At 61.1% G+C, this 25638-nt stretch carries 29 protein-coding genes; 12 read left to right on the forward strand and 17 right to left on the reverse strand.

Annotated features, from left to right (window positions below; translation table 11 throughout):
- Positions 1-99: 99 nt before the first annotated feature.
- The 8 genes from AADW23_RS03910 to AADW23_RS03945 all read right to left on the reverse strand — a co-directional run bounded on the left by AADW23_RS03910 (position 100) and on the right by AADW23_RS03945 (position 5695).
- Positions 100-285, reverse strand: coding sequence for a hypothetical protein (locus AADW23_RS03910; RefSeq protein WP_341863224.1), 186 nt, complete (start codon positions 283-285; stop codon positions 100-102).
- A gap of 205 nt (positions 286-490) precedes the next feature.
- Positions 491-676: a hypothetical protein gene (locus AADW23_RS03915; protein ID WP_341863224.1), complete on the reverse strand. Its 186-nt coding sequence runs from the start codon at positions 674-676 to the stop codon at positions 491-493.
- A 296-nt stretch (positions 677-972) separates the two neighbouring features.
- On the reverse strand, positions 973-1455 hold the full coding sequence (locus AADW23_RS03920; protein WP_341863225.1) for a L,D-transpeptidase family protein: 483 nt from the start codon (positions 1453-1455) through the stop codon (positions 973-975).
- Positions 1456-1515: 60 nt separating this feature from the next.
- Positions 1516-2364 carry an SDR family oxidoreductase gene (locus AADW23_RS03925; protein ID WP_341863226.1) on the reverse strand — a complete coding sequence of 283 codons (849 nt, stop codon included), beginning with the start codon at positions 2362-2364 and terminating at the stop codon, positions 1516-1518.
- Positions 2361-3392, reverse strand: a complete 1032-nt coding sequence (queG, locus tag AADW23_RS03930) for a tRNA epoxyqueuosine(34) reductase QueG (RefSeq protein WP_341863227.1) — start codon at positions 3390-3392, stop codon at positions 2361-2363. Before queG ends, AADW23_RS03925 begins: the two co-directional genes overlap by 4 nt.
- The gene (locus AADW23_RS03935; RefSeq protein WP_341863228.1) at positions 3389-4054 is read right to left on the reverse strand and encodes a glutathione S-transferase family protein; all 666 of its coding nucleotides are present in this window, start codon (positions 4052-4054) and stop codon (positions 3389-3391) included. The genes queG and AADW23_RS03935 overlap by 4 nt, the downstream gene beginning before the upstream one ends.
- 55 nt (positions 4055-4109) lie before the next feature.
- On the reverse strand, positions 4110-4841 hold the full coding sequence (gene mtgA, locus AADW23_RS03940) for a monofunctional biosynthetic peptidoglycan transglycosylase (RefSeq protein WP_341863229.1): 732 nt from the start codon (positions 4839-4841) through the stop codon (positions 4110-4112).
- 128 nt (positions 4842-4969) lie between these two features.
- Positions 4970-5695: a class II aldolase/adducin family protein gene (locus AADW23_RS03945; RefSeq protein WP_341863230.1), complete on the reverse strand. Its 726-nt coding sequence runs from the start codon at positions 5693-5695 to the stop codon at positions 4970-4972.
- Positions 5696-5900: 205 nt separating this feature from the next.
- Between AADW23_RS03945 and AADW23_RS03950 the strand changes: the two genes are divergently transcribed.
- A complete protein-coding gene (locus AADW23_RS03950) occupies positions 5901-6806 on the forward strand; it encodes a LysR family transcriptional regulator (RefSeq protein ID WP_341863231.1) in 906 nt (301 codons plus the stop codon).
- Positions 6807-6996: 190 nt separating this feature from the next.
- Here AADW23_RS03950 and AADW23_RS03955 read toward each other — a convergent pair whose 3' ends face one another.
- Genes AADW23_RS03955 through AADW23_RS03965 form a run of 3 tightly spaced genes read right to left on the reverse strand, consistent with a single transcriptional unit; the run spans position 6997 to position 9429 of the window.
- Complete coding sequence (locus AADW23_RS03955) at positions 6997-7956, reverse strand: OmpA family protein (RefSeq protein ID WP_341863232.1); 960 nt, start codon at positions 7954-7956, stop codon at positions 6997-6999.
- Positions 7953-8690: a GNAT family N-acetyltransferase gene (locus AADW23_RS03960; protein ID WP_341863233.1), complete on the reverse strand. Its 738-nt coding sequence runs from the start codon at positions 8688-8690 to the stop codon at positions 7953-7955. Before AADW23_RS03960 ends, AADW23_RS03955 begins: the two co-directional genes overlap by 4 nt.
- Positions 8691-8700: 10 nt before the next feature.
- Positions 8701-9429 carry a molybdopterin-binding protein gene (locus AADW23_RS03965; protein WP_341863234.1) on the reverse strand — a complete coding sequence of 243 codons (729 nt, stop codon included), beginning with the start codon at positions 9427-9429 and terminating at the stop codon, positions 8701-8703.
- A 48-nt stretch (positions 9430-9477) separates the two neighbouring features.
- On the opposite strand from AADW23_RS03965, the gene sfsA reads away from it, so the two are divergent.
- The 4 genes from sfsA (at position 9478) to radC (ending at position 12676) form a co-directional block, all read left to right on the forward strand.
- Positions 9478-10203: a DNA/RNA nuclease SfsA gene (gene sfsA, locus AADW23_RS03970; protein ID WP_341863235.1), complete on the forward strand. Its 726-nt coding sequence runs from the start codon at positions 9478-9480 to the stop codon at positions 10201-10203.
- Positions 10204-10294: 91 nt separating this feature from the next.
- Positions 10295-11104, forward strand: coding sequence for a type I methionyl aminopeptidase (gene map, locus AADW23_RS03975; RefSeq protein WP_341863236.1), 810 nt, complete (start codon positions 10295-10297; stop codon positions 11102-11104).
- 59 nt (positions 11105-11163) lie between these two features.
- On the forward strand, positions 11164-11844 hold the full coding sequence (locus AADW23_RS03980) for a hypothetical protein (protein ID WP_341863237.1): 681 nt from the start codon (positions 11164-11166) through the stop codon (positions 11842-11844).
- 58 nt (positions 11845-11902) lie between these two features.
- Positions 11903-12676, forward strand: coding sequence for a DNA repair protein RadC (gene radC / locus AADW23_RS03985; RefSeq protein ID WP_341863238.1), 774 nt, complete (start codon positions 11903-11905; stop codon positions 12674-12676).
- 89 nt (positions 12677-12765) lie between these two features.
- Here radC and AADW23_RS03990 read toward each other — a convergent pair whose 3' ends face one another.
- The 3 genes from AADW23_RS03990 to secA all read right to left on the reverse strand — a co-directional run bounded on the left by AADW23_RS03990 (position 12766) and on the right by secA (position 18188).
- Positions 12766-14307: a phosphate ABC transporter substrate-binding/OmpA family protein gene (locus tag AADW23_RS03990; protein ID WP_341863239.1), complete on the reverse strand. Its 1542-nt coding sequence runs from the start codon at positions 14305-14307 to the stop codon at positions 12766-12768.
- A 22-nt stretch (positions 14308-14329) separates the two neighbouring features.
- Positions 14330-15331, reverse strand: a complete 1002-nt coding sequence (locus AADW23_RS03995; protein ID WP_341863240.1) for a hypothetical protein — start codon at positions 15329-15331, stop codon at positions 14330-14332.
- A 157-nt stretch (positions 15332-15488) separates the two neighbouring features.
- Positions 15489-18188, reverse strand: a complete 2700-nt coding sequence (gene secA / locus AADW23_RS04000; protein ID WP_341863241.1) for a preprotein translocase subunit SecA — start codon at positions 18186-18188, stop codon at positions 15489-15491.
- 224 nt (positions 18189-18412) lie between these two features.
- On the opposite strand from secA, the gene AADW23_RS04005 reads away from it, so the two are divergent.
- From AADW23_RS04005 to AADW23_RS04020, 4 genes are all read left to right on the forward strand, one after another.
- Entirely contained in the window at positions 18413-19252 is an 840-nt protein-coding gene (locus AADW23_RS04005; RefSeq protein ID WP_341863242.1) for a peptidylprolyl isomerase, read from the forward strand.
- 21 nt (positions 19253-19273) lie between these two features.
- Positions 19274-20548, forward strand: a complete 1275-nt coding sequence (gene argJ / locus AADW23_RS04010) for a bifunctional glutamate N-acetyltransferase/amino-acid acetyltransferase ArgJ (RefSeq protein WP_341863243.1) — start codon at positions 19274-19276, stop codon at positions 20546-20548.
- The gene (gene mutT, locus AADW23_RS04015) at positions 20545-20943 is read left to right on the forward strand and encodes an 8-oxo-dGTP diphosphatase MutT (protein ID WP_341863244.1); all 399 of its coding nucleotides are present in this window, start codon (positions 20545-20547) and stop codon (positions 20941-20943) included. The genes argJ and mutT overlap by 4 nt, the downstream gene beginning before the upstream one ends.
- Before the next feature lie 119 nt (positions 20944-21062).
- A complete protein-coding gene (locus AADW23_RS04020; protein ID WP_341863245.1) occupies positions 21063-21203 on the forward strand; it encodes a hypothetical protein in 141 nt (46 codons plus the stop codon).
- A 76-nt stretch (positions 21204-21279) separates the two neighbouring features.
- Here the strand turns inward: AADW23_RS04020 and hemH are convergent, their stop codons facing one another.
- Both hemH and AADW23_RS04030 read right to left on the reverse strand, forming a co-directional pair.
- Positions 21280-22335, reverse strand: coding sequence for a ferrochelatase (gene hemH / locus AADW23_RS04025; protein WP_341863246.1), 1056 nt, complete (start codon positions 22333-22335; stop codon positions 21280-21282).
- A gap of 10 nt (positions 22336-22345) precedes the next feature.
- A complete protein-coding gene (locus AADW23_RS04030; protein WP_341863247.1) occupies positions 22346-23221 on the reverse strand; it encodes a methyltransferase domain-containing protein in 876 nt (291 codons plus the stop codon).
- A 48-nt stretch (positions 23222-23269) separates the two neighbouring features.
- On the opposite strand from AADW23_RS04030, the gene AADW23_RS04035 reads away from it, so the two are divergent.
- The 3 genes from AADW23_RS04035 to AADW23_RS04045 are packed head-to-tail and all read left to right on the forward strand — an operon-like array spanning position 23270 to position 24801.
- Positions 23270-23998: a ComF family protein gene (locus AADW23_RS04035; RefSeq protein WP_341863248.1), complete on the forward strand. Its 729-nt coding sequence runs from the start codon at positions 23270-23272 to the stop codon at positions 23996-23998.
- Between the two features lie 38 nt (positions 23999-24036).
- On the forward strand, positions 24037-24297 hold the full coding sequence (gene grxC, locus AADW23_RS04040; RefSeq protein WP_341863249.1) for a glutaredoxin 3: 261 nt from the start codon (positions 24037-24039) through the stop codon (positions 24295-24297).
- A gap of 57 nt (positions 24298-24354) precedes the next feature.
- A complete protein-coding gene (locus AADW23_RS04045; protein ID WP_341863250.1) occupies positions 24355-24801 on the forward strand; it encodes a MarR family transcriptional regulator in 447 nt (148 codons plus the stop codon).
- A gap of 8 nt (positions 24802-24809) precedes the next feature.
- Here AADW23_RS04045 and ubiG read toward each other — a convergent pair whose 3' ends face one another.
- Positions 24810-25562 (reverse strand): bifunctional 2-polyprenyl-6-hydroxyphenol methylase/3-demethylubiquinol 3-O-methyltransferase UbiG, encoded by a 753-nt coding sequence (gene ubiG, locus AADW23_RS04050; RefSeq protein ID WP_341864269.1) that lies wholly within the window; start codon positions 25560-25562, stop codon positions 24810-24812.
- Positions 25563-25638 lie beyond the last annotated feature (76 nt).

The following is a 25638-nucleotide window of genomic DNA, read 5'->3' on the forward strand; positions in this document are numbered from 1 at the left end:
GCGCCCCAAGGCGGTGGGTATCTCAACCACCGTTTGCCCAAAAGAAAAGACGCAACCCGCGAGGGTTGCGCCTTTCCAAATTCGAGTCTGATCCGCGGATCAGGAGTGGTGCAGAGCCAGAACCAGCAGCAGAACTGCGATGGCTGGAACCAGGATGCCGCCAGCGGAAGAACCAGTGTCTTCAACGATGACTACGGGCTCAACAACCGTAGGGGCAACATAACCACCAGCGAATGCGCCAGTTGCGACAACGGAAAGAGCGGCTGCGAGAGCGAGTTTTTTCATAGTATTCTCCTTAGCCCGGTTTCACGCAGTATGCGTAGGTTGGGCAGATATATTTAAGACCTTGGCAAGATGATTAGCCTTTCGGCCCCCAGTGTTGCAACAGGCTGTGCAATATTCTCTACAACAGAAATCAAAGGTGTTGCAGAAAAGAAAAGGCGCCACCCGAAGGCAGCGCCAATTCAAATCGTAAGTTCTGATCCGCGGATCAGGAGTGGTGCAGTGCCAGAACCAGCAGCAGAACTGCGATGGCTGGGACCAAGATGCCGCCTGCGGAAGAACCAGTGTCTTCAACGATGACTACGGGCTCAACGACCGTAGGAGCAACGTAACCGCCTGCGAATGCGCCAGTGGCGACAACAGACAGTGCAGCAGCGAGAGCGAGTTTTTTCATAGTAGATATCCTTATAAGATACGCCCCTTTTGCGCACTATGCGCAGGTTGGGGCACCCAAGACTGTACCTCGTACTTTTCTTTAAGCAGCAACCCGGTTTGATTGCAATGCTGGCGAAATTCTCGCTGGCATCGGAAACGGGCCATGTCGTCAATTTGGCAACACTTCTTCCCATCGCCCTTTAACTAAAGGCGTTTTCGGCGCGATTTCACCTCGAATGTGCGCGCAATCCGGCGTTTTTGCGACCATGGAATGCTGCCGAATCAAGCTGCTGGGGGGTGATTCTTACGGCAGATCTACGGATAGATGGAGATCGGTGTGCCGTTGTTCACCATCGCATAAATCTGACGCATTTCGGCGTTGCTCACGGCGATACATCCCGCTGTCCAATCATCGGTTCGCCGCGACGGGCGCGGTGTGCCGTGAATGAAGATATCCCCCCCGGGGCTGACGCCACGAGCACGGGCCTGGGCGATGTCTTCGGCATTGGGGTAGCTTATCCCAATGGACAGATACCACTGGCTGTTGGGATTGCGCCGGTCGATGACGTATTCACCCTCGGGCGTGCGGCCGTCGCCCTCTTCCAGCTTGTGACCTTCGGGGGCGAAGCCCAACTCGATCTCGTAGGTTTCCAGGATTTCGTCGTTGTGCATCAGGAACATGATGCGGTCGTTCTTGTAGACGACAACACGCGTCACCTCTGGGCCATCATAGTCGATGAACCGCGAACAGCCCGTCAGGGCGGCCAGAGTCAGAATAGCAATCAAAAGGAAACGCATGGTCTGTTCACCTATCGGAGTTTGCCCCTGTTACACCGAAGTCCGCGCCCGATGCGAGGGTTAGCCTTCGCGTTCAGCGGAAAGAAGCGCAGTTAAGCCGGTGTCGTAGTCAGGGTAGAGCAATTTTACCCCCAATTCCTCTTTGATTCGGGTGTTATCGACCCGCTTGGATTCGGAATAGAAGCTGCGGCCCATGGGCGTCATCTCGGCGTCTTCAAAGGCAACCTCCGGGGGAATCGGCAGACCCAGTAGTTTGGCCGCATGGGCGATCACGTCTTGGGGCGGCGCGGGTTGATCGTCGCAAACGTTATAGGCCGCGCCGGGGTTGGGGCGCGCGATAGAGGCTAGAAGCACCTGCGCGATGTCGTCGATATGGGTGCGGCTGAACACCTGATTCTCTTTCACGACCCGCCGCGCGTTGCCGCTGCGCACCTTGGCAAACGGCCCACGCCCCGGACCATAAATGCCCGCAAGGCGGAAGATATGCACCGGCAACCCGTGGTCTTTGTAGAGGTCCAGCCATTCGCCCTCGGTTGCGACGCGGGCCTCGCCCCTGATGCTGGTGGGGGTCAATGGCGTGTCCTCTGTCACCCAGCCCCCCTGATGGTCGCCGTAGACGCCCGTCGTGGACAGGTAGCCGACCCACTGGGGCTTTTCTGCCGCAAAGGCATCATGCAGTTCGGCCAGCACCGGGTCACGCCCGTCCTGCGGCCCGGCAGAGATCAGGATATGGGTCGCCTCGGCCACATCTTTACGCAAGTCATCGCCGGGGAAGATGCGCGGCGTGACGCCCTGCATCTGGGCCGCCTTTTCCGCCGAGCGCGTGGTTGCGATGATCTCCCATTCGTCTGGGGCCGCCTTGGCGAAGGCTTTGGCCGTAAACCCGTAGCCAAATATCAGAAGTTTCATTGTAACCTCTCCACTGCCCACCGGGCGGCATCTGCCACCGCCGCATCGGGATCATCCACCAAGGGCTGCGCCGCCGTCGTTAGTGCCACATCGCCCGAGTTGCCAATCGCGTAAAGCACATTGCGCACAAACCGATTCCGTCCAATCCGCTTGATCGGAGAGCCCGAGAATCGCTCCCGAAAGCTTGCATCATCCAGCGTCGCCAGTTCAGCCAGTGGTGGTGATTGCATACCCTCACGCGGCGCATAGCGAATATCCCGTGCCGCTTGCGCGAATTTGTTCCACGGGCAGGCCGCAAGGCAATCATCGCAGCCATAAATCCGATTACCCATCTTGGCGCGAAGATCTTCGGCCACGGGGCCTTTGTGTTCAATCGTCAGATAGGAAATGCACTTGCGCGCATCCAGTTGGAAAGGCGCGGGGAAGGCATCGGTCGGGCAGATATCAAGGCAGGCGGTGCAACTGCCGCAATACTCGGCCTCGGGGGCGTCGACGGGCAGTTCAATGGTGGTGAAGATCGCGCCCAGGAAGAACCAGCTGCCCAGATCGCGCCCCAGCAAGTTGGTGTGTTTGCCCTGCCACCCAAGGCCCGCCGCCTGTGCCAGCGGCTTTTCCATTACGGGGGCGGTATCCACGAACACCTTGATCTGCTCCCCCGGCGCTTGCTCCAGCAGCCAGCGCCCCACACGCTTCAGGCGCTTCTTCACCAGATCGTGGTAATCGCGCCCTTGGGCGTAAACGCTGATGGTGGCGCAATCGTGCGCCTTCAGGGGCTCCAACGGGTCAATGTCCGGCGCGTAGGGCTCGGCCAGCATGATGACCGACTTCGCCTCGGGCCAAAGCGCGCTGGCATCACCGCGCCAATGCATCCGCTCTGCCATCCAACCCATCTGCCCGTGATATCCGGCGTCAACGAAGGCCTTCAGGCGTTCCGCGGTTTCCGGCACCGCATCGGGGCGACAAACACCCATCTTGGCAAAACCCGCGGCAACGGATTCGGCCAGAAGGGCGTGTTTCAAGGCGCTCAAAAGTCGAGGTTCGCGTAGTGGGGCGGCTGCGGGAAGCCAAAGATCTGGTCCGCCAGGATCGAGCGGAACGCAGGCCGAGACTTGATCGTCGCGTACCAGTCTTTCACCGGCTCACTCAGGCTCCAATCCACATCGGATATGTAGTCGAGACAGCTTAGATGCGCGGCAGCGGTGAAATCCGCCATCGTCATCTTGTCGCCCGCCAACCAGCGCCGCTGATCCAACAGCCAATTCATATAGTGGATGTGGAACTTGATGTTCTGCGCCCCGGACTTCACCGCGCGGCCATCGGGGTATCCTCCCCGCATCAGCTTCTTGTGGACCCTCTCGTGCACCAGATTGCAGGTGACTTCCTTGTAGAACTTGTCGTCAAACCACGCCACCAGCCTGCGCACCTCGGCCCTTGCGACCGGATCGCGGGGCATCAGGGACGGCTCTGGCACCGTTTCCTCGATGTATTCGCAGATCGCGGAACTGTCGCTCAGCGTCAGACCGTCAATCTTCAGGACCGGCACCTTGCCTGCCGGATTGCGGCGCAGGAATTCGTTGGAGGGCTCCCAATACTTCTCATCCACCAGCTCCACCTCAATACGCTTCTCCGCAAGGATCAGGCGAACCTTCCGGCAAAACGGGGACAATGGGAAATGATAGAGGCGGTTCATCGGGGGCTGCTCTTTTTCGGGTTCTTGCTGTCTTTGCAATCTGGATCAGGAAAAATCAATTCGCAAAGCAATCGGCACGGCCATCAGCGCGGATTGTAGCCGCTCCGTCTGCAATAGACCTGGCACGGCGGTTCACGAAATCCGATGGGGCACTGGCATTGCGCTGCTGTGGGTTCGGCAATACCGCGGCCATAAGCGCCGCCTGCCGCGCACTCAAATCCGCCGCCGCGACCCCAAAATGATGTTGCGCGCCGGCTTCTGCCCCGAATACGCCGGGCGCGAATTCGGCGATGTTCAGATATACCTCCAACACGCGCCGCTTGGGCCATATCAGCTCCATCACCGGTGTGATCGCCGCCTCCAACGCCTTACGCACCCATGATCGACCGTGCCATAGAAACGCGTTTTTGACCGTTTGCTGGCTGATCGTAGACCCACCCCGGTCCGCGCCCTCGGCGATCGCATCTCGAATGGCAGACATGTCAAACCCCCAATGCAGACAGAAATTCGCGTCTTCCGCGGCCACCACGGACCGCGCCAAAACCGGCGCGATGTCCTCCATCGCCACCCAGTCGCGCTCTACACCGCCCAACCGGGCCCGCTCTTGCAGCATATAGATTGTCGTGGGCACCGGCACGAAGGCGTACAGCACAATCCACGCCACCATCAACGCGGCCACCCCAAACACGCCCCGTAGCAACCAGCGCCGAAACACCCTTGCGCAACGCCGCGCCCGCGATTCCGTCTTCTTTGTCGCTGTTCGCTTTTTCACTGCCCGCTTCGCCAAAGTGCTCCACGCTCCCTCATTCACCTTGGCAAAAATACTCCCGCCGGAGGCTCCAACACCAGCCCCGCCCGGAACATCTGCTCTGATACGCGCCCTATCCGCCGCACATCGTTACCTAGTCCGACGCTTTACGCAGCGTAATCCAACCCTTCGGCATCCAGCACAGCCCGCATGCCGTCCAACACATCTTGGTCCGCACCCACGTCCGCCTCCATCTGCCTTGCGGTCAGTTCGGCCACTTCTTCCGGCAATTCCCTCAACGCCCGTCCTGTCGACAGGGCGATGATGTAGTTCCTTGCGGCGCGTTCAAAATAGTACATCCGGCTAAAGGTCTCTGCCACGGTCTCTCCGATGAACAACACGCCGTGGTTGCCCATGATCATCGTGCGAATGCTGGGGTCCTGGAACAACCTTGCGCAGCGCTCTCCTTCTTCTTCTAGGGCCAGACCGCCGTAGTTCTCATCCACCACCTGTCGGTTATGGAAAATGGCCGAATTCTGGTCGATCGCGGGCAACCGCGAATCCTGTAAGGACGCTAGAACCGTGGCATAGGTCGAATGCACATGCATCGCGCAGCGTGCGTGGGGTACGTGCCGATGGAGGGATGCATGCAACCCCCAAGCCGTCTGATCCGGCGCGTCGTTTCCTTCCATGGTCGAGGGGTCATCGGCATCAATCACCCACAGATCCGACGCTTTCATCACGCTGAAATGTTTTTTGGGGTTAATCAGGAACTGTGTGCCCGTATCGTTCACCGCCAGGGAAAAGTGGTTCGCCACCCCCTCGTGCATATCTTCGCGGGCAGTAAGGCGGAATGCGGCGGCCATCTCAGCGCGGGCAAGAGCATAGTTCATCGTGAACCCTCTGATTGTTTCGGATGATTGTTGCCGGGACGCTAACGCCACCGGTGATCCGGGTGCAATCGTAAACAAAAGGTAATCCTTTGTTGCCGTGCCTTGAACGATCCGCGGAATAATCGCTCTTTGAACAAAGCCCCATCCCTTTTTTGCCCCAATTCAACGCCAGAACGATGGCAACAAGTATAAGGGCAGAACGAGTATGGATCGTCTTACAGAAATGGAAGCCTTCGCCACCGTGGTGGACCAAGGTGGATTTACAGATGCCGCGAAGAAAATGGGGATCTCTAAATCGGCTGTTTCGAAACACGTGTCCTCCCTCGAGGCGCGCCTTGGCGCACGGCTGCTGAACCGCACGACCCGGCGGGTTAGTCCCACGGAAATCGGCCTTGCCTACTACGACCGCGCCCGCCGCGTTCTGAATGATGCAGGCGAAGCCGATGCCCTTGTGACGGCCATGCAAAGCGCCCCTTCCGGCACGTTGCGGGTCTCGATTGCGACGGATTTCGGCGTTAATCATGTCTCGCCCATTCTGGGCGAATTCCTCCATGCTTTCCCGGAAATTACCGTGAACATGGTCCTCAATAACCGCTATGTAGAGCTGATTTCAGAAGGCTTCGACATGGCGATCCGCGTGGGAGAGTTGGAAGACAGTTCTCTCATGGCCCGCAAGATCTGCGAGACCCAGCGCCGCATGATCGCCGCCCCCTCCTACTTCGAGGAATATGGCCGGCCCGAACGGATCGACGACCTGAACGAACACAAGCTGCTGCATTATTCCAACGCCTCATCGGGCAACGTCTGGAAACTGACCGCCCCCTCGGGTGAGCAGCGTCAGGTGCGCACCGCCGGGTGGTTGACGGTCAACGACGGGCAAAGCCTTCTGAACGCCGCGGTGGGGGGGCTCGGCATCGCCTACCTTCCCAGCTTCCTCTATGCCGAACCCCTGCGACAGGGCCTGTTGGTTGACGCCATGCCGGACCTGCCGACGGACGTCCAAGGCGTCTACGCCGTGTACCCGCCGGGCCGCTACATCCAGCCCAAGGTTCGCTCTTTCATTGATTACCTTGTCGAAGCCTTCCGTGACAAAGGTCCTGAAGACTGGTGATCCCCGCTTTGCCGCGCTGTTTGGGGACGTTCTGCAAACTTACGCCCCGATAGCTCAACTCATCCCGGACGATGCCTCGTGCATCCTCCGGGATTTTTTGTATAGGAAGGGAAGGGCTTCTTGGATCGAGACTGTTCTGACCGGTGCGCTTGCCTCTAATAACAGGCTCTAACGCCCAAGTTAGACCCTGTTATTGGGGATCAGCGATGACCACTTCGACGCGTCGATTGGCTTCGCGCCCGTCCGGTGTGGCATTGGTGGCGCGGGGCGCGAGGTAGCCAATGCCCTGTGCCTCGACCTGCGCCGGGTCCACGCCGAGGTCTTCGGTCAGATAAGCCCTCACCGCGAGCGCGCGGGCCCGCGACAGGGCGATGTTGCCCGACAAGGAGCCTGCCGCATCGGTATGCCCGACAAGCACCACATGAAGCGCGGGGTTTTCGGCCAGATACACCGCAAGTGCGGCCAGGGAGGCGTAGTTATTTCCGCTCAGTTCCGAGGCCCCGGTTTCAAACTGCAAATCGTCCAAAGGGGCAGAGCCGACACTGGAAAGGCGGTCAATCAGGGCGTCGGGGGCAACGTCGCTGATGGCAATGTCAGGCCCGCGAGAGGATTGGACAACCGGGTCTTCGGCCTCGGACGGGGGCTGGATCAGGGCCAAATGCACGAACCCGACTGACCCGCCACGAGAGATCATCAAAGCTACCTCGGATGCGCCATCATCGGAGGCGGCCGAGAGGTAGTGGAAATCCCCCAGATCGACATGCATCTCGGGGGCCGAGCCCACGGGCAGGGAATGGCGGAAATCGAACCCGCCACAGGCACGGGCAAAGCAGTTGAATTGCGTCTCAAACCCCTGCGCTTCGATCTGTTCCCGCAGGGAAGAGAGCAGGGTAACGGTGGTGATATCCGCGCCGGACACCTGCCAAGTAAACTGTTGCACGACCCCAAAGGCATCGTGGGACGGCAAGCCGGCCTCGGACCAAGGGCCCGTTGCGACGGGATGACGGCCATCGGCCACGCTGGTGGAGGTGATAAGCTCGGCGGTGCCGGGAAATGCCAGCTCGAACCCGTTTGCCAAGGATGGCAGGCAAGCCAACCCCATGCACAGCAAAGCTGCGTTGCAACGGCTAAACGGGCGAGAAGATATCACTGGGCTGTTCCGCCTACTTTCTCTCGATAGGCGTAGGTTCCCACAGGTTGCATCCCCAAGGAAGTGTAAAGCCCTTGAGCCGCGTGGTTTTGTTGCGTCACGAGGATGGAAAGCCACGTCGCCCCATTGTCTGCCGCCCATTTGGCCGCTGTCCGCATCATATGGGCTGCCATGCCTTTGCGCCGCGCCACCGGGGCGACCTCCAGCGCGTGGAGCATGGCGATGTCCCCGTGAATGCCGACGTAGGCGACCCCTGCGGGCTTGTCGATGATCCGGCCAAACAGCGCTGCCTTGACGCAATCGGCACGGTCCATGATGGCGCGGCGCGCGGCGTCAATGCCGCCTGCGTCCCAAAGCTCGGTCTGAATGGCGAGAGGCGGCCAGATGTCAAAGGCGGTGACAGGCGGCGGCGTGGCGGCAAGATCGGCTGAGCGGATAACCATGGCGACGGTGTGGTCACGGGCGGTGTAGCCCTGCGCATCGAGTAGGGCGTTCAGCGGGGCTTGCGTATCGAGAACCTGGAACAGCGGCGCGCGGCCTTCGGCCGCCATCGCCGCGCCTGCGGCGGCCAACTCCTCCTCGCTGACGCTCCTCGCAGTTGGATCGGTGAGGCGGGCGGCGCTGACCCGGTTGCCGCCGGGATCAGGGGAGGGAACGGTGAAAGGGCCAACGCTACGCGTCGCGGCGGCGGGCCAGGTGGCCGTCAGAACGGGGAAGATATCGGTAATGTTCATGGGGGGGTGCTCAGGTCGCCTCGGGGAACAGCGCACGCAAGGACGCCATCACACGGTCAACGGCCTGCGCGTCTTGGCTACGGACCACCACGTTAGAGCCGTGAATGCCGTTGTGGGTGAAGGGGTAAGAGCCAAGGGACACGTCCGGGTTTGCCTCTGCCAGATCACCCAGAGGCCCCGCGATGTCGCCCTCGCCCCGCTCAACCCGCAAGGAGGCACTGACCATCGGCGCGCCGCCCGTCAGCGTCGGCAAAAGCCCCGCCAGCATCGCAGTGAAGATCGTGGGCACGCCCGCCATCACATGAACGTTTCCAAGGGTGAACCCCGGCGCGGCGCTGATCGGGTTATCGATCAGGCTGGCCCCATCGGGGATGCGGGCCATGCGCAAGCGGGCCTCGTTCAGCTCCTGCCCGGAGCGGTCGTAATGGGCTTGCAAGATGGCGCGGGCATCGTCGCGGATGCCGCAAGGGCCCCCCATCGCTTCTGCCACTGCCTCTGCCGTGATGTCATCATGGGTGGGCCCGATCCCGCCCGAGGTGAAGACATGGTCGAAGGCGGCGGAAAGCTCGGCCACATGGCGTACGATGCCTGCGTGATCGTCACTGATCATCCGTGCCTCGGCCAGCGTGATGCCGTGATCCGTTAAGGCCTGCGCCAGATGGTGCATGTTGCTATCGCGTGTGCGACCCGAAAGGATCTCATCCCCGATCACAAGCATAGCGGCAGTTGGGTTGCCCATATTCCAAGTCCCTTGGATTGTGTTACCTTCGGGTATACGTCCCCCCTCATGCGCTTTCCATCCCCCCTTGTCCCCGCCCGCCTTTTGCGCCGTTACAAACGGTTTTTGTCCGATGCGGTGTTGGAGGATGGGACCGAGATCACCGCCCATTGCCCCAACCCCGGCGCAATGCTGGGCCTGAAGGACGACGATGCGCGAATTTGGCTGCTGCCCAATGACGACCCCAAAAAGAAGCTGAAATACGGCTGGCGGCTGGTGGAACTGCCGGGCGGGCACTTTGCGGGCATTGATGCGGGCCTGTCCAACGCCTTGGTGAAAGAGGCGCTGACCGAGGGCCGGATTGAGGCGCTGCAAGGCTACTCCAGCATGAAACCGGAACAGAGATACGGGGATGAAAGCTCTCGGATCGACTTCCTTTTGTCGGAGCCGGGCCGCCCCGATGCCTATGTGGAGGTCAAGAATTGCCATCTCCGGCGCGAGGGAGACTGGGCCGAGTTCCCCGATTGCGTGACCGCCCGGGGGGCCAAACACCTGCGCGAGCTTACGAAAATCGCACAATCCGGGGGGCGGGCCGTGATGCTTTATGTGGTGCAGCGTACCGATTGCACCCGCTTCCGCCTCGCCCCCGATCTGGACCCGGCCTATGCGCAAGCCTTCGACGCGGCCCGGGATGCGGGGGTGGAGGTCCTTTGCCACGGCACCGATATCACGACCGAAGGCATCACCCTGACAGGCCCGATGCCCGTTGACCCGGCAAGGCAATTCCCCGGTTAAGACACTTGCAGGCGCTTGCCCCACGCCATCACTGGCAATTTGCGAAAAGCGGGCCTATTTAGGGCCAAGACACGGGCGATGGAGACTTCCCTTGGACGATTTCAAAGGCCGCCTGACGAAGGACGGCATCCGCATTCACCAAACGGTAGATTTCGCCGGCATGCGCCAGGCGGGCGCGCTGGCGGCTGACATTCTGGACCGGATCGCGCCCCTTGTGGTGCCCGGTGTCACGACCGCCGCCCTCGATGCGCAGATCGAGGCTTGGGTGGACGAGGCCGGGGCCAAATCCGCCACCATCGGCTATCGTGGCTACAAGCATGCCAGCTGCATCAGCATCAACCATGTGGTGTGTCACGGCATCCCCAGCGAAAAGAAGCTGAAAGACGGCGATATCGTGAATATCGACGTGACGGTGATTGTGGATGGTTGGTTCGGCGATACCTCTCGGATGTATGTGGCAGGCAACCTGCCCCGCAAGGCCGAGCGGTTGATCCAGGTAACCCATGACGCGCTGTTCAAAGGCATCGAAGTGGTGAAGCCTGGCAAAACCTTTGGCGATATCGGCTATGCGATTCAGTCCTTCGTCGAGGGCAAGCGCATGTCCGTCGTGCGTGATTTCTGCGGTCACGGCTTGGGGCAAGTGTTCCACTCTCCACCCAACGTGCTGCACTACGGACGCCCCGGCACCGGCCCCGTGCTGGAAGAGGGCATGTTCTTCACGATTGAACCGATGGTGAACCTCGGGCGGCCAGAAACCAAAGTGCTGTCCGATGATTGGACCGCCGTGACACGGGACAAGAGCCTCTCCGCCCAGTTTGAACATTCCATCGGCGTGACAGCGGACGGGTTCGAGATCTTCACCCTCTCGCCCTCAGGCCGGTTCCACCCGACTTACGGCTAAGATTTGACCTGAAAGCACAGTTCTGCCTACCCTTAGTCCTTTGCCCAAAGGACTTTTCCATGCGCGCTGCTTTCCTGATGCTAATGGCTGCCATTGCCTTTCCGTTGACAGGACAGGCCCAGGACGGTTCCAGCCCCACCACTCTGTCGGCCACTGCCTTCCAGAGCCCGGACCCGTTCGCCCTCGATGAGGACTACGCGGCCGCCCACGGCATCCCCATTCTCGCCCCGGTCGATCTTCTGTTGCCCAACCACCCCAACCTTGCCGTCAGAACCGTATCCGATCCCGACAGGGCCGAGGTGCTGATCGTGGAGTTCTCGCGGATTGGCGACGGGGGGGAGCTTACTTTTCTGGAGAATATGCAGATCACAGACGGCTTCGTTCCGATGCACGAAGACGCCGATGACCCGGTCGCAACCCGCGCCCTTGCCGCAGCCGAGGTTCTTGAAATGCAGTTCTACCCGATCTGGGCCGACCTGTTCCCGGACACCGAGGTTCTGGAATTTAACCGGGTCGACCTGGGCAATGCGGCTGCGGCGGTCCACTTGCTTCTGGCCTACCGGGACCCGCGCCACGATGCCAACATGCTGACCCGAGCCGTGTTGCTCGCCCATCCCACCCAGGCGGAAAGCTATCTCGTGACGATCAATATCGACCGGGACCGTGTCCGGGTCACCGACCCCGTGACTTTGGCCGCAACGATCACTGGCCAAATCCTGAACACCTGGTCCTACCGCTGACCCACCTCCGGGGGGCGGAATAACGATCTGTTAACCATTTTCGCGATACCCTCGCCGCATGTCCGATCAACCCACCTTCTCCTTTGATGAAGCATCGCCCCGGTTCGTTGACGCCGCCCCGGTGGCCCCCCGCAAGGCCGCTGGTCCCTCCAAAGGGGCCGAAGACCACCGCCTCAAACACCGCGACCGCCTGCGCGCGCGCTTCACCGAAGGCGGCGCCGATGCCGTGCCGGATTATGAGCTGCTTGAAATGATCCTCTACGGCGCCATCCTTCGGGGCGATACCAAACCGCTTGCCAAACGCCTCATCGCCCAATTTGGCGACCTCAACCACGTCCTCGCCGCGCCCGAGGCTCGCCTGAAAGAGGTGGACGGCGTCGGCGCCAAAGTCATCTTCCAACTTAAACTGATCGAGGCGACAGGACACCGCATGGCCCGTGCCAAAGTGATCCAGAAACCAATCCTGTCGTCCTGGGATGCGCTGCTGGAATATTGCCAAACCGCGATGGCCCACCGCGATCTGGAACAATTCCGCGTCCTTTACCTGGACCGTAAGAACGTCCTCGTCGCTGATGAGGCCCAAGCAAACGGCACCGTCGATCACGTCCCCGTCTATCCCCGTGAGGTCGTCAAGCGCGCCCTGGAACTCAACGCCACCGCCTTGATCCTCGTGCACAACCACCCCTCCGGCGATCCCACCCCATCAGAGGCGGACGTGCAAATGACCTTCGCCATGCGCGATGCTGCTGGCGTTTTCAACATCGCCATCCACGACCACCTTGTCATCGGTAAAGCCCGTGAACTCAGCTTCCGGGCAGAAGGCTACCTCTAACGCGGCTCCCTCCTTCATCTTGGCAAATACACCTCCGGGGTCTGGGGCAGCGCCCCAGTCCGCCTCTCATACCACAAGAACCGCCAAACCTAATCCAACCACACTTCGACCCTCCGATTCACTGCGCGGCCCCATTCGGTGTCGTCGCAGGCCATCGGCATCGCTTCGCCGAAGCCGACGGAAACCATCTCTACCCGCTCGCCCCCCGCGATCGCAGCGGCCAACACGGCGTCCCTTACGACCCCCGCCCTGCGCAGCGATAGCCGTGCATTCACCACCGACGGTCCGTCACTGTCCGAGAAACCCGCAAAAATCAGCTGTCGCCCATCAAAGGCTCCGCGCTCCACTGCTGCAGCCAACCGCCCGACCGAGGCTCGGGACTGGATGTCCAACGCCGCCCCACCGGGGTTGAACCGCAATGTCGTGGACAGACGTTCAGCGGTGCCCAACACCTCCATCACATGCTGGAGATCGTCCAGGCCCACGTCTTCGCCCGCGGCGCGAATGGCGTTGCCAAGCCTCTCTCCCTGCAACGCCAGCGGCGTGCGGGTCAGAAGCTGGTTCACAAACCCCGCCTCCGCCACATGGGTTTCGGCCAGTTCGGTTTCCGTAAACGCCAGAAACTGCCGGACCAGCAGCGGCAAGCGACGGGGTGCTAGGTACATATAGACCGGCGCGGTCAGGGGGTAATCTTCGGCCTTCACTGCGTCGACACTGGCGCTCAGCGGGAAGCCACATTGGCCTATCAGCGGCACCGCGCGGGCCGGGCCCACGCCGGATCGCGCGGTGATGCCCACCGCATAAGCATCGTGGGCGACGGCAATCGCCAAGGCTTCGGCGCTTTCGTGGCGGATGATCTCTGGCCCCACTTCGGCATCCGAGGGCAGCAGTACCCGTGCCTCGAAGGCTTGCGACAGGCCCAAGCCGGGGGCCAACATATGCAGGGCGACAGGCGCGTCGGGGCCGTCCAACTCTTGCCAGTTCACTACCTCTCCCGAAAACAGCCGCGCCACGTCCGGCAGGGACAACGCGTTTATCGGGTTGTGCCCAGAGACCACCGGCACCAGCGCATCCAGTGCCAAAACGCGCACCCGGTCGTCCAGCGGCGGGTCGTCGGGGCTTGCGGCCTCGGAGGCGGCCACTTCGGCGCGGGAAGGCTCGCGCAGGGCCAGCGCGATGTCCGCCTCATCGTTCAGCAGCGCCAGAAACCCGTCATCGGTGCTGCCCGGCGTCACCGCGAAGCGGGCCGCCGCTGATCCATCGGCGCGGCGCAAGACGTAGTCGGTTCCCTCCTCCACCGAGACCTGCATCCCTTGGGAGTGCGCGAAGGCCTCTAACAACTCCGGCAAAAGCCCTTCGGCCACCGTAGCGGCTCCAGCCACGCGGGCTTCGGCGACGAAGTTAGTCAAATCCGGGCAGCCCGGCCCGGCGCAAGACACGCCTTCTGCCGATACGGTCAGCGCGCCATAGACCGTGTCCAAGCGGTAGAACGCCCCGTCGTAAGAGATCAGGTTGCCTTCAAGCTCTACCGACCCGTCCAGCGAGCGTAATTCCACATCCTGTGCGGCGACAGGCCCGATCAGGCATGAAAAAAGGGCGGCCCCAAGGACCGCCCAAAGATGGTTCGACATGCGAAAACCCGGTGCGTTGGCCTCAATTCAAGGCGAGTCTCAGGTCGTCCAGCAAGTTTTGCAAGACCAGAACGTCACCCACCGCGTCGCAGGACGGGACGGTGAAGGTCAGCTCGGTCACATCAACAGGATTGCCGGCCTCGGCCCGCAGGGTCCGGGCCAACACGTTGCGGGTGCAATTGGCCTGCGTCACGGGTGCATCAATCGACAAGCGCACGCTGTCACCTTCGCGCAAAGTGGCGCGGGGCAATGTGTAGATCTGCGCAACGCTGACGCCCGTATCCACTGTTGTCAGAAAGCCACCATTGCCGGACGTCGCGGCCTCGGGGCTGGCGGGGGCATCTTGCCAAACGTGGCCCGGCCCTCCGAACGTGGCGCCGAATTCCATCGCGTGCAATTCCAACCCCATGTTGCCCAACCAGCTCAGTCCGATCCGGTCATAGTCGCGCAGATCAGGCAGGCCGACCAGGACGGTCTCTGTCAGATCATCATCAAAGCTGACCGAGAAGAAGGCAGGCGTCTCAAAGGCGGGGATATCAAGGGTCAGCAGGCCAAGGGCATCGGTGTTGGCAGCGATCTGCAAGCCAGAGTGCTCTATCGTGACCGCTGCATCGGTACGGCACGGGGCCATCACATCCAGCGCCACCATGGCCGCTGGCATAGCCGTTGCCGTGACCGAGATATCGCAGGGCAGGCCAAGGGGGCTAAGCTCTGTTTCTTCGGTGATCGGGGCATTGGGCGTGGGCAATGGATCGTCGAAAGAGGCCGGGACAACCGTCGCCTCGGGGGCAAGAGCTTGCTCTGCCATGGGCAGGGTCACGTCGCTTTGCTCGATCAACGGCAATTGCGGGGCCATCGACCGCGCCGGGCGCGAAGACGAGGTTAACGTCTGTTCTTCAACAAAATGATTAATTTCTTGGGACGGATTAGGGCCCTCAATCCAGCCCGATTCCATCGCGTATAAGGCACCGCCAAGAACCATAGTGCCGCCTGCAGCCACACGAATAACTAGGGAATTCAGCATCTCCGGGACACTCCACCTCAAAATCTCAAGGGGTGGGTATCTTTCATTACTGGGGCATCAATGTGCCGGAAATGCACGGAATCCGGGGCGGATTGTCTGAAGTCTTCTCAGTTTTGCCGCAAAGGGCTGAACAGCCCCCTGCGACACCGATTCGCTGCTATGAAAGCCGCCCGTGGCAATGTTTGAACTTCTTGCCAGACCCACAGGGGCAATCGTCGTTGCGACCGGGATTGCCCCATGTGCTTGGGTCATCCTCCACGAAACCGGGCTTGGCATCCACGAAAGCCTCTGCCTCGGCATTGCCTGCCGTGGTACCGCCGCCCGCAGCCGCTTGCTGTTGACGCAGTTGCGCCAGAAGCTGCTCTTGCTGCTCAGGGGTTAGCGGCTGGATGCGGGCCAGTTTCTCGGTCACATCGGCGCGCAGACTGTCGAGCATCGATTCGAACAGCGTGAAGCTGTCGGTCTTGTATTCGTTCAGCGGATCGCGCTGCGCGTAACCCCGGAACCCCACGACCGACCGCAGATGTTCCAGCGCCAGCAGATGTTCCTGCCACTTCTGGTCGATGGTTTGCAGCAGGATCTGCTTTTCGATGTTACGCATCTGCTCGGGGCCGAATTGCGCCGCCTTGGAGGCCATGTATTCGTCTGCCGCGCGTTCCAGCCGTGCCGTCGCTTCTTCTTGATCGACGCCGTCTTCGTCGGCCCAGGTCTCGATCGGCAGATCAAGGCCAAGCACCTTTTGCGCGGCCTCTTTCAGGCCGTGTACGTCCCATTGGTCCGCATAGGACTTGGGTGGCATGTAGGTGTCGATCATGTCTTCGATCACCTGATCGCGCATGTCCTTGGCGACTTCGGCGATGTCTTCGGCGCCCATGATCTCGCGGCGCTGCGCAAAGACAACCTTCCGCTGGTCGTTCATCACGTCGTCGAATTTCAGCAATTGCTTACGGATGTCGAAGTTGCGGCCTTCGACCTTCGCTTGCGCGCGCTCCAGCGATTTGTTGACCCAGGGGTGAACGATCGCCTCGCCCTCTTTCATGCCGAGGGTGTTGAGCATCTTGTCCAACCGTTCCGACCCGAAAATACGCATCAGGTCGTCTTCCAGCGACAGGAAGAAGCTGGATTGGCCGGGGTCGCCCTGGCGACCGGAACGACCGCGCAGCTGGTTGTCGATGCGGCGGCTTTCGTGACGCTCGGTGGCCAGAACATAGAGGCCGCCCGCATCTTTCACCGCCTGTTCGGCGGCCACGTGTTCGGCTTCCATCCGCTCGCGGATTTCTTCGGGGTCGGCATCGGGATTGGCAGCGATGGCTTCCATGATCTGGAACTCGAGGTTCCCGCCCAGTTTGATATCGGTGCCGCGGCCGGCCATGTTTGTGGCGATGGTGATCGCACCCAACTTGCCTGCATCGGCAACGATCTTGGCTTCTTGCTCGTGCTGGCGGGCGTTCAGGATCGAATGGGGCAGGCCCGCTTCGGTAAGCATCTGGCCCAACATCTCGGATTTCTCGATCGAGGTGGTGCCGACCAGAACCGGCTGACCCTTGGCGTGGGCTTCGCGGATGGTTTCGACGATGGCGGCGTATTTCTCGGCCCCGGTGCGATAAACGGCATCGTCGTCGTCAATCCGCGCAATGCCGCGGTTGGTGGGGATCTCCACAACGCCAAGGCCATAGATGTCGGCAAATTCTTCGGCCTCGGTGGTGGCCGTGCCGGTCATGCCGCCGAGGGTCTTATACAGGCGGAAGTAGTTCTGGAACGTCACCGAGGCGAGCGTCACGTTTTCGGGCTGGATCTTGCAGCCTTCCTTGGCCTCAATCGCTTGGTGCAGACCTTCGGACATGCGGCGTCCGGGCATCATGCGGCCGGTGAATTCATCGACCAGAACAACCTCGCCGTCGCGGACGATGTATTCCTTGTCCTTGGAAAACACCTTGTGCGCCCGCAGGGCGTTGGTCACGTGGTGAACGATGGTGGTCGACTCTGGATCATAAAGCGACTGGCCTTCGGGCAGGATACCTTCGGCAGAAAGCGTTTCTTCAAGGAAGTCGTTGCCTTCGTCGGTGAAAGTCGCTTGCCGGGTCTTTTCGTCCAGCGTGTAGTGTTCTTCGCGCACCAAGGGGATGATCTTGTCGATGGACAGATACAAATCACTGCGGTCCTGGGTCGGACCCGAAATAATCAGCGGCGTCCGCGCCTCGTCGATCAGGATGCTGTCCACCTCATCCACAATCGCGAAGTTGTGACCGCGCTGGGCCATCTCGGCGATGGAGCCGCGCATGTTGTCGCGCAGATAGTCAAAGCCCAACTCGTTGTTGGTCGCGTAGGTGATATCGCAGGCGTAGGCTTGGCGTTTCTCGGCGTCGGGCTGGCGCGGGTAGACAACACCCGTTGTCATGCCGAGCGCGGTAAACACCTTGCCCATCCATTCGCTGTCCCGCTTGGCGAGGTAATCGTTCACCGTCACCACGTGGACGCCTTCGCCTGTCAGCGCGTTCAGATAGGCGGGGAAGGTGGCCACAAGGGTCTTGCCCTCGCCGGTTTTCATCTCGGCAATGTTGCCACGATGCAGGAACAGGCCGCCCATCATCTGCACGTCAAAGGCCCGCAGCCCCAAGGCCCGCTTGGCAGCTTCGCGGCAATTGGCAAAGGCTTCGGGCAGCAAGTCATCAAGGCTTTCGCCGTTCAGGGCGCGGTTACGAAGCTCATCGGTCTTGGCGATGATGCCAGCGTCGTCCAGCGCCTCGAACTCGGGCTCCATATCATTGATCTTTGCGATGATCGGTCGGACGGCTTTCACCATGCGGTCGTTTGGCGATCCAAACACCTTTTTCGCAATCGTTCCCAGTCCGAGCATACTTATCAACCTCTATCACGACCTCTAAGGCGGGCCGTCGCCGTCTGAACAATTCGTGTGGCCCCTCGGGTTGTTAGACCCTGCGGCGCGGTCTACCTATAGCGCCAACGGTCAATCCCGGGGCTCGTGTAACCCGTAAGCGAGATAAGGGGCGGCCTGATGATAGTCAACGTAAGGCGATCCTGCCTTTTGGGATGGTCGCTCCACACAAAGGAATTTCGTCCATGAAGAAGCTTTTAGCCTCGGTCAGCCTTGTCGCTGCTCTTGCCGCGCCGGCCTATGCCGATGGTCACGCCAGCGCCGAGACCGTTTTGGCCACCGTAAACGGCAACGACATCACCGTGGGCCACCTGATCGCCATGCGTCAGATGTTGCCAGCCGAATACCAGCAACTGCCCGATGAGGTGCTGTTTGAAGGCATGCTGGAACAGTTGATTCAACAGCAAGTGTTGGCCGATGAAGCCGAAGGCAACGTCACCCGCGCGATGGAATTGGGTCTGGAAAACGAACGCCGTGCCTTCCTTGCTGCCATGTATATGGACGATGTCGCCATGGCCGATCTGGGCGACGAAGAACTGCAAGCTGCCTATGATGAGGCGTACGGCTCGGTCGAGCCTACCACCGAATACAACGCCGCCCACATCCTTCTGGAAGGTCAGGAAGATGCGGAAAACATGCTGGTCGAGCTGGAAGCAGGCGCAGATTTCGCCGAACTCGCGGCTGAAAATTCCATAGGCCCCTCGGGTCCGAACGGCGGCGCGCTGGGTTGGTTCACCGCGGGCATGATGGTGCCCGAATTTGAAGCAGCCGTGTTCGAGCTGGAGCCGGGCGAAGTTTCTGCCCCCGTGCAGACGCAGTTTGGCTGGCACGTCGTGTTGCTGAACGAGACCCGTGAACAGGCCGCTCCAACGCTGGAAGATGTCCGCGCCGAGCTGGAAGAGGCCGTGCGCCGCGCCCGCGTCGATGCCCGTCTGGAAGAGCTGACCGAGGCGGCCGATGTCTCCCGCGCGGAAGTGGAGATTGACCCTGCCATGATCCGCAACCTAGACCTGATCGCGGAATAAGCTCAGCAAGGAGAGACGCGCGTGACTACCCCTAAAACAGATGGGCCAACCGTCTCTCCACTGGCGCCTGCCAGCTTCCCTGAGCTTCCCAAGATTGACGGCGTCCGCTTTGCGGCGGGCGCTGTTGGCATCAAGAAAGCCAACCGCGTCGATGTGATGCTGGCCGAAATCGCGCCGGGATCGTCGATAGCGGGCGTATTCACCCGCTCTGCCACGCGGTCCGCCGCTGTGTTGGACTGTCAGGCGAAGCTTGCGGGCCTTTCCGGGGATGAGGGGTTTGCCATTGTCCCGCCAGAGGCGGGCTTTGCAATTGTCGTGAACTCCGGCAACGCCAATACCTTCACCGGCAAGCGTGGCGTCACCGATGTTGATCTGATCGCCGCCGCCGCCGCTTCCGCACTGGATCTCCCGGCCTCTCACGTATTCACATCCTCTACCGGTGTGATCGGAGAGCCGCTTCCCGCCACCAAGATCACCGACGCTTTGCCCAAGATTGCCGCCAGCCTTGATGCCAGCGCGACCGAACCCGCCGCCCGCGCCATCATGACGACGGACACGTTCCCCAAAGGCGCTGTGACCACGCTGGACCTTGATGGCACGCCGGTGACGATCATGGGATTCGCCAAGGGCTCGGGTATGATCGCGCCGGATATGGCGACGATGTTGGGCTATATCTTCACCGATGCCGCCATTGCGCCCGCTGCGCTGCAAGCGATGCTGTCGGCCTGTAACGTGCAAAGCTTCAACGCCGTGACGGTAGATAGCGATACTTCCACGTCCGACACCGTGTTGATGGCTGCCACGGGCCTCGCTGGTAACGCGCCGCTCACCGCGCCGCATGAAGGTTTTCAGGCCGCGCTTTTGACGGTGATGCAAGACCTCGCCCACCAAATCGTGCGCGACGGCGAAGGGGCCACCAAGTTCGTGGAGGTCCGCGTCAGCGGGGCCGATAGCGACGAGGACGCCACCCGCGTTGCCCGTTCCATCGCGAACTCTCCGCTGGTGAAAACCGCCATCGCGGGCGAGGATCCGAACTGGGGCCGGATCGTCATGGCCGTGGGCAAATCCGGCGCAAAGGCGGACCGGGATCTTCTGACAATCCGCTTCGGCGATATCCTTGTGGCCGAAAACGGCTGGGTCGCGGAAAGCTACACCGAGGACGCTGGCGCGGCCTATATGAAGCAGCAGGAATTGCTGGTGGATGTCGATCTGGGCGTTGGCGACGGGGCCGCAACGGTTTGGACCTGCGACCTGACCCACGGCTATATCCAGATCAACGCCGATTACCGATCATGAGCGTCCTTCTGGTGTCCGCTGTCGCGTTGATTGACCGCGATGGCCGTGTGCTTCTGGCTCAGCGCCCCGAGGGCAAATCCATGGCCGGCCTATGGGAATTTCCCGGCGGTAAGGTCGAAGACGGCGAAACCCCGGAACAGGCCCTGATCCGAGAGCTTCAGGAAGAACTGGGCATCGACACCTGGGCCTCTTGCCTCGCGCCGCTGACCTTCGCCAGCCACGCCTACGAGAAGTTTCACCTGCTGATGCCTTTGTTCGCTTGCCGCAAATGGGAGGGGATTCCCCAGTCCCGTGAAGGACAGGCGTTGAAGTGGGTGCGTCCGGCTGAGCTGCGCAACTACCCCATGCCGCCCGCCGACATTCCGCTAATCCCGATCCTGAGGGATTGGCTCTAGACCAGCATTCAAAGAGATTTTCGGAAAATTTTCGAGAATCTTTCAACAATGTCGATTTTTTGAGTGATTTGTTAACCTGTTTGTCTAAACTGTAGACACAGTATCTGGGGAGATGATCTGTGCTGACCACCGTTATTATCGGGACATGTGTGTCCATTCAGGGAAATTTCGTGAAACGTCTGTCCAGTGGTCTAGTCATCGTGCGCGTGGGCAATCAGACGTTCACCGGCCGTCCGGTGTCAGAGCTTCAGGCCGCCTGAAAAAAGCGCCAAATCTTTGATTTTATGATTAAAAGCGAGCTTAAGGGCCCGCTTTTCTTGTGCTGAGGCGCGGCTTTCAGTCCAACCAGCCGCACAGGTTGTTTTGCACCACGCTGGCCAGCGCTTCCATGTGGGCGTCATCGTCGTTGAGGCAGGGGATATAGGTGAAGCTCTCGCCGCCCGCTTCCTCAAAGCTTTCACGAATCTCTTCGTTAATCTCTTCCAGCGTCTCGATGCAGTCGGCCGAGAAGGCAGGCGCACATACGGCTATGGATTTCTTGCCGCGCTCTGCCAGTCGCGCCACCTCTTCCACGGTGTAGGGCTGCAACCATTCCTCTGGCCCAAATTTGGATTGGAAGGTGGTGATGATCTGCGTGTCATCCCACCCCAACCGCTCTTTCAGCAGGCGCGTCGTTTTCTGGCAATGGCAATGGTAGGGGTCGCCCTCCATCAGGTAGCGTTGCGGCACGCCGTGGTAGCTGGCGACAAGGATATCGGGCTTTTTCTCCATCGCCGCATAGGCCCGCTCAATGCTCTGGGCCAGCGCGTCAATATAGAGGGGGTTGTCAAAATACGCCTCGGTCGTGCGCACCTGTGGTTGCCATTTCACCGACTCCAGGGCGCGGAAGAACTGGTCGCAAGCGGTGGCCGACGTCGCCCCCGCGTATTGCGGATAAAGCGGGAAAAACAGGATCTTGGTGCATCCCTGGGCGACCAGCGCATCAACCTTGGATTGGGTCGAGGGGTTGCCGTAGCGCATGCAGTAGTCGACGATCACATCATCGCCGTAGCGCGCCGCCATCAGCGCCTTCATCTTCGCCGTCTGATCCTTGGTGATCGTGGCCAGAGGCGATTCGCCCGCCTCGTGGTTCCAGATGGATTTATACGCCGCACCCGAGGTGAAGGGCCGTTTCGACAGGATAATCAGCTGCAACAAAGGCTGCCATTTCCACGCCGGGTAGTCGATGACGCGCTTATCGCTCAGGAACTCGCTCAGGTAGCGGCGCATCGACCAGTAATCGTAGTTGTCCGGCGTCCCAAGGTTCGCCAGAAGCACGCCGACCTTGCCGCGTTTCACCTTCGGGTGGTCGGCAGGTGCATGGGGCAGGGCGGGGGCTTGGGTGTCTTGCATCGGTGTCATCTCAATCTTGTTTGTCGTCTTGCGGGCGGCTGGGAACGGGCTTTGCGTCCTCGCCAAACTCGGGCACTTTCAACGCATCCGCCAGACGTGACTTGGCCGCACCGGGGCGCAGGGGTTTTTGCTGGCTGTCGTGGGGCGCCCATCCGGTCAGGAACACCAGCTCGAAGCTGGCGCTGATGCGGTCGTTATCGGCGGGAAACATCTGCGCGTAGATCGCGGCTGTGGTGGGGAACAGGGCACGGGGCGGAATGGCCCGGTGGCGGCCCGCCAAGGCGTTGGTTTCCCCCATCGCCCGCAGGTCGTGCATCAGCGCGAGGGCACTACCGTAAGTCACTGTTTTTCTAAGCGTATCTGCCACGGGCAAGGCCAAGCCGGCCCGTTGCAACAGCGCCCCCATATCGCGGACCTCGGCCATCGGCGCGACGCGGGGCGACAGCCCGCCCATCACTTGGCTTTCGGCCTGTGCCAAAGCTTGCCGCAACTCCGTCAGGGTGCTGCCACCGAAAGCCGCGGACAGGAACAACCCATCGGGTCGCAACGCACGGGCGCATTGCACCACCTGGCCCACGGGATCATCGGCCCAATGCAGGCCCATGGCGTGCACCACCAGATCATGGGCACCCGGTTTCAGGTCCAGAGCCTCTGTCATGGGGATGATTGGGGCATTTGGAAGCAATTCGCACCAAATTGTGGGGAAATCGCTCACAATTACCGGGTGCGTAAACCTTCTATTAACGTCCTCGAGTCTTTCCTGAAGCTCGGCAATGGCCTCGTCGTGAAGGAACCGCGCGTCTGCAATATGGGCGGTTCGGGTCGCACGGGCGCGGTGCGCGGCAAGCGCGTTCTGGTCGGTCAGGCGGGGCTGTGGCTGTTGCAAATTGAGGCTCTGCGCAGGGGATCACTGCGCGGTATCTAGGGGACAGGTATGAGTTTGCAAACCATGCTGCATGCGGTGTTTCCGCCGGAATGCCTTAATTGTTCGGCACGGGTCGAGGATGCCTTTGCGATTTGCGGCACCTGTTGGGGCGATACGCCGTTCATTCTGGGGGCAGCTTGCGATCTTTGCGGCACCGGGTTGCCTGGCCAAACCGCGGCGGAAGGGGAAGCGTTGATTTGCAACGAATGCCAGCGCGTGCCCCGCGCCTGGGACCATGGGCGGGCAGTGTTTGCCTATGAAGGGGTGGGCCGAAGGCTGGTCTTGGCTCTGAAACACGGGGACCGAACCGATATCGCCCGGGCCGCGGGCCCCTGGATGGCGCGGACGGCGGCGGATTTGCTGGAGGATGATCCCTTGCTTGTCCCCGTGCCCCTGCATTGGACCCGCCTTGCCCGTCGCCGCTTTAATCAGGCGGCCCTTCTGGCGTGGTCGCTGGCGCGTCACTGCGCGGCCGAGGTTGAACCGATGGCGCTGCTTCGCCTGCGCCCGACCCCCTCGCAGGAGGGGCGATCGCGCGATGCCCGATTCCAGAACGTGGACGAGGCGATTATTCCCCACCCCCGCAAAGGCAGTGCGTTGGAGGGACGCAATGTGCTCTTGATCGACGATGTCATGACCTCTGGCGCCACCCTCGCCATCGCGACCGAGGCCTGTCGCCGCGCCGGTGCCGAAAAAGTGTCTGTCTTGGCCCTAGCGCGGGTGGGGGGAGACACCTAAATAGGGACCTCTATTGTTCCTCAGGAAAGCGCTCTGCCATGGCCAATGTTACGCTCTATACCTCTCCGCTCTGCGGGTTTTGCCACGCCGCCAAGCGGATGCTGACAGACAAGGGCGTGAGCTACGCCGAGATCGACGTGGCCGCAGAGCCCGCCAAACGGCAAGAAATGCTGAGCCGTGCCAATGGCCGCCACACCGTGCCGCAGATTTTCATCGGCGACACCCATGTGGGCGGCTACGACGACATGGCCACGTTGGAGCGGAACGGTAAACTGGACGCCTTACTCGCGGCAGACTGACCCGATTGGCGCTATTCCCCTTGCGTCTTGCTGCGGCGCGGCGCTTTACTCCGCGGTATGTCCAAGCACGACGATCCTCTCTCTGTTGCGCTGTTCAGCGAGGTCTTCATGATCGACCAGCTGGCACGGGCTCGGCTGTCGAAAGCTTTGCCCAAGGGGATGGAGTTGAGCCACTTTTCCGTGCTCAACCATCTGGCGGCCACTCAGGATGAAAAATCCCCCGCGCAACTGGCGCGGGCGTTTCACCTGACGCGCGGGGCGATGACCAACACGCTGAACAAGCTGGAATGGGCCGGACATATCCATGTGCGGCCCGATTGGGACGATGCGCGGCGCAAGATGATCTCGATCAGTCCTGCCGGGCGTCGGGCACGAGAGGTGGCGATTGCCGCGATTGTGCCGATCCTGACAGAAGCCGTGGCCGAGATTGGCCCCGGAAAGGTCCGCGATGCCTTGCCGCTGCTGCGCGATGTGCGCCGCAAGCTGGAAGGCGATGGCGCTTAGGCCCCGTTTCAGGCGGCGCGTTTGACCGAGGCTGTGACGTAGTTAACGCTCAGATCACGCGCGCTGATCCCCCAAGTCCACAGCACCGGATTGAAGACGAAGCCCTTTCGATCCACCGGGTCGAGTCCCGCTTGGCCAATCAGCGCGAAAAGCTCGTCCGGGGTGATGAATTTTGACCATTCGTGGGTGCCCTTCGGCAACCAGCGCATCACGTGTTCCGCGCCGATGATCGCCATCAGAAAACTCTTGGGGTTGCGGTTCAGGGTCGAACAGACCATCAGACCGCCCGGTTTCAGAAGCTGTTGGCAGGCGGTCAGGAAGCCCAAGGGATCGGCCACATGCTCCACCACTTCCATGTTCAGGACGACGTCGAATTGCTCGCCCGCGTCGGCCATCGCCTCGGCGGTGGTGTGGCGATAGTCGATCTCTAGCCCCGATTGCGCGGCATGGACCTGCGCGACGGGGATGTTGCCCGCAGCCGCGTCGGCCCCCACCACATCGGCGCCCAACCGGGCCATCGGTTCGGCCAGAAGGCCGCCGCCACAGCCGATATCCAGAATACGCAAACCGGCGAAAGGCGCCTCAGCCTTCAAGTCACGGCCAAACTCAGCCGCGATCTGCTGGGTGATGTAATCGAGCCGCGTGGGGTTGAGCATGTGGAGCGGCTTGAATTTGCCGTTCAGGTCCCACCACTCCGCGGCCATCGCCTCGAATTTGGCGACTTCGCTGTCATCTACGGTGTTCACGGGCGCAGCTGTCATGGACATCCCCTACATCCTTTGCAAATCTTGGCACGAGCCGGGGTCGGCAAAAATCGTGTCGTGTCGTTTCCAACGT

The sequence above is a fragment of the Gymnodinialimonas sp. 57CJ19 genome, from assembly GCF_038396845.1.
Taxonomy (GTDB): domain Bacteria; phylum Pseudomonadota; class Alphaproteobacteria; order Rhodobacterales; family Rhodobacteraceae; genus Gymnodinialimonas.

Bases quoted from the DNA above. Each gene is read 5' to 3' on its own strand.
- AADW23_RS04045 (WP_341863250.1), top strand. From the start codon at position 24,355: ATGTCCAAGCACGACGATCCTCTCTCTGTTGCGCTGTTCAGCGAGGTC.
- AADW23_RS03920 (WP_341863225.1), bottom strand. From the start codon at position 1,455: ATGCGTTTCCTTTTGATTGCTATTCTGACTCTGGCCGCCCTGACGGGC.
- AADW23_RS03960 (WP_341863233.1), bottom strand. From the start codon at position 8,690: ATGAACATTACCGATATCTTCCCCGTTCTGACGGCCACCTGGCCCGCC.
- AADW23_RS03910 (WP_341863224.1), bottom strand. From the start codon at position 285: ATGAAAAAACTCGCTCTCGCAGCCGCTCTTTCCGTTGTCGCAACTGGC.
- AADW23_RS03925 (WP_341863226.1), bottom strand. From the start codon at position 2,364: ATGAAACTTCTGATATTTGGCTACGGGTTTACGGCCAAAGCCTTCGCC.
- AADW23_RS03990 (WP_341863239.1), bottom strand. From the start codon at position 14,307: ATGTCGAACCATCTTTGGGCGGTCCTTGGGGCCGCCCTTTTTTCATGC.
- secA (WP_341863241.1), bottom strand. From the start codon at position 18,188: ATGCTCGGACTGGGAACGATTGCGAAAAAGGTGTTTGGATCGCCAAAC.
- ubiG (WP_341864269.1), bottom strand. From the start codon at position 25,562: ATGACAGCTGCGCCCGTGAACACCGTAGATGACAGCGAAGTCGCCAAA.
- hemH (WP_341863246.1), bottom strand. From the start codon at position 22,335: ATGCAAGACACCCAAGCCCCCGCCCTGCCCCATGCACCTGCCGACCAC.
- sfsA (WP_341863235.1), top strand. From the start codon at position 9,478: ATGCGCTTTCCATCCCCCCTTGTCCCCGCCCGCCTTTTGCGCCGTTAC.
- AADW23_RS03995 (WP_341863240.1), bottom strand. From the start codon at position 15,331: ATGCTGAATTCCCTAGTTATTCGTGTGGCTGCAGGCGGCACTATGGTT.
- AADW23_RS03980 (WP_341863237.1), top strand. From the start codon at position 11,164: ATGCGCGCTGCTTTCCTGATGCTAATGGCTGCCATTGCCTTTCCGTTG.
- AADW23_RS04035 (WP_341863248.1), top strand. From the start codon at position 23,270: ATGAGTTTGCAAACCATGCTGCATGCGGTGTTTCCGCCGGAATGCCTT.
- AADW23_RS03915 (WP_341863224.1), bottom strand. From the start codon at position 676: ATGAAAAAACTCGCTCTCGCTGCTGCACTGTCTGTTGTCGCCACTGGC.
- AADW23_RS03965 (WP_341863234.1), bottom strand. From the start codon at position 9,429: ATGGGCAACCCAACTGCCGCTATGCTTGTGATCGGGGATGAGATCCTT.
- AADW23_RS03935 (WP_341863228.1), bottom strand. From the start codon at position 4,054: ATGAACCGCCTCTATCATTTCCCATTGTCCCCGTTTTGCCGGAAGGTT.
- AADW23_RS03945 (WP_341863230.1), bottom strand. From the start codon at position 5,695: ATGAACTATGCTCTTGCCCGCGCTGAGATGGCCGCCGCATTCCGCCTT.
- grxC (WP_341863249.1), top strand. From the start codon at position 24,037: ATGGCCAATGTTACGCTCTATACCTCTCCGCTCTGCGGGTTTTGCCAC.
- mutT (WP_341863244.1), top strand. From the start codon at position 20,545: ATGAGCGTCCTTCTGGTGTCCGCTGTCGCGTTGATTGACCGCGATGGC.
- radC (WP_341863238.1), top strand. From the start codon at position 11,903: ATGTCCGATCAACCCACCTTCTCCTTTGATGAAGCATCGCCCCGGTTC.
- AADW23_RS03950 (WP_341863231.1), top strand. From the start codon at position 5,901: ATGGATCGTCTTACAGAAATGGAAGCCTTCGCCACCGTGGTGGACCAA.
- AADW23_RS04005 (WP_341863242.1), top strand. From the start codon at position 18,413: ATGAAGAAGCTTTTAGCCTCGGTCAGCCTTGTCGCTGCTCTTGCCGCG.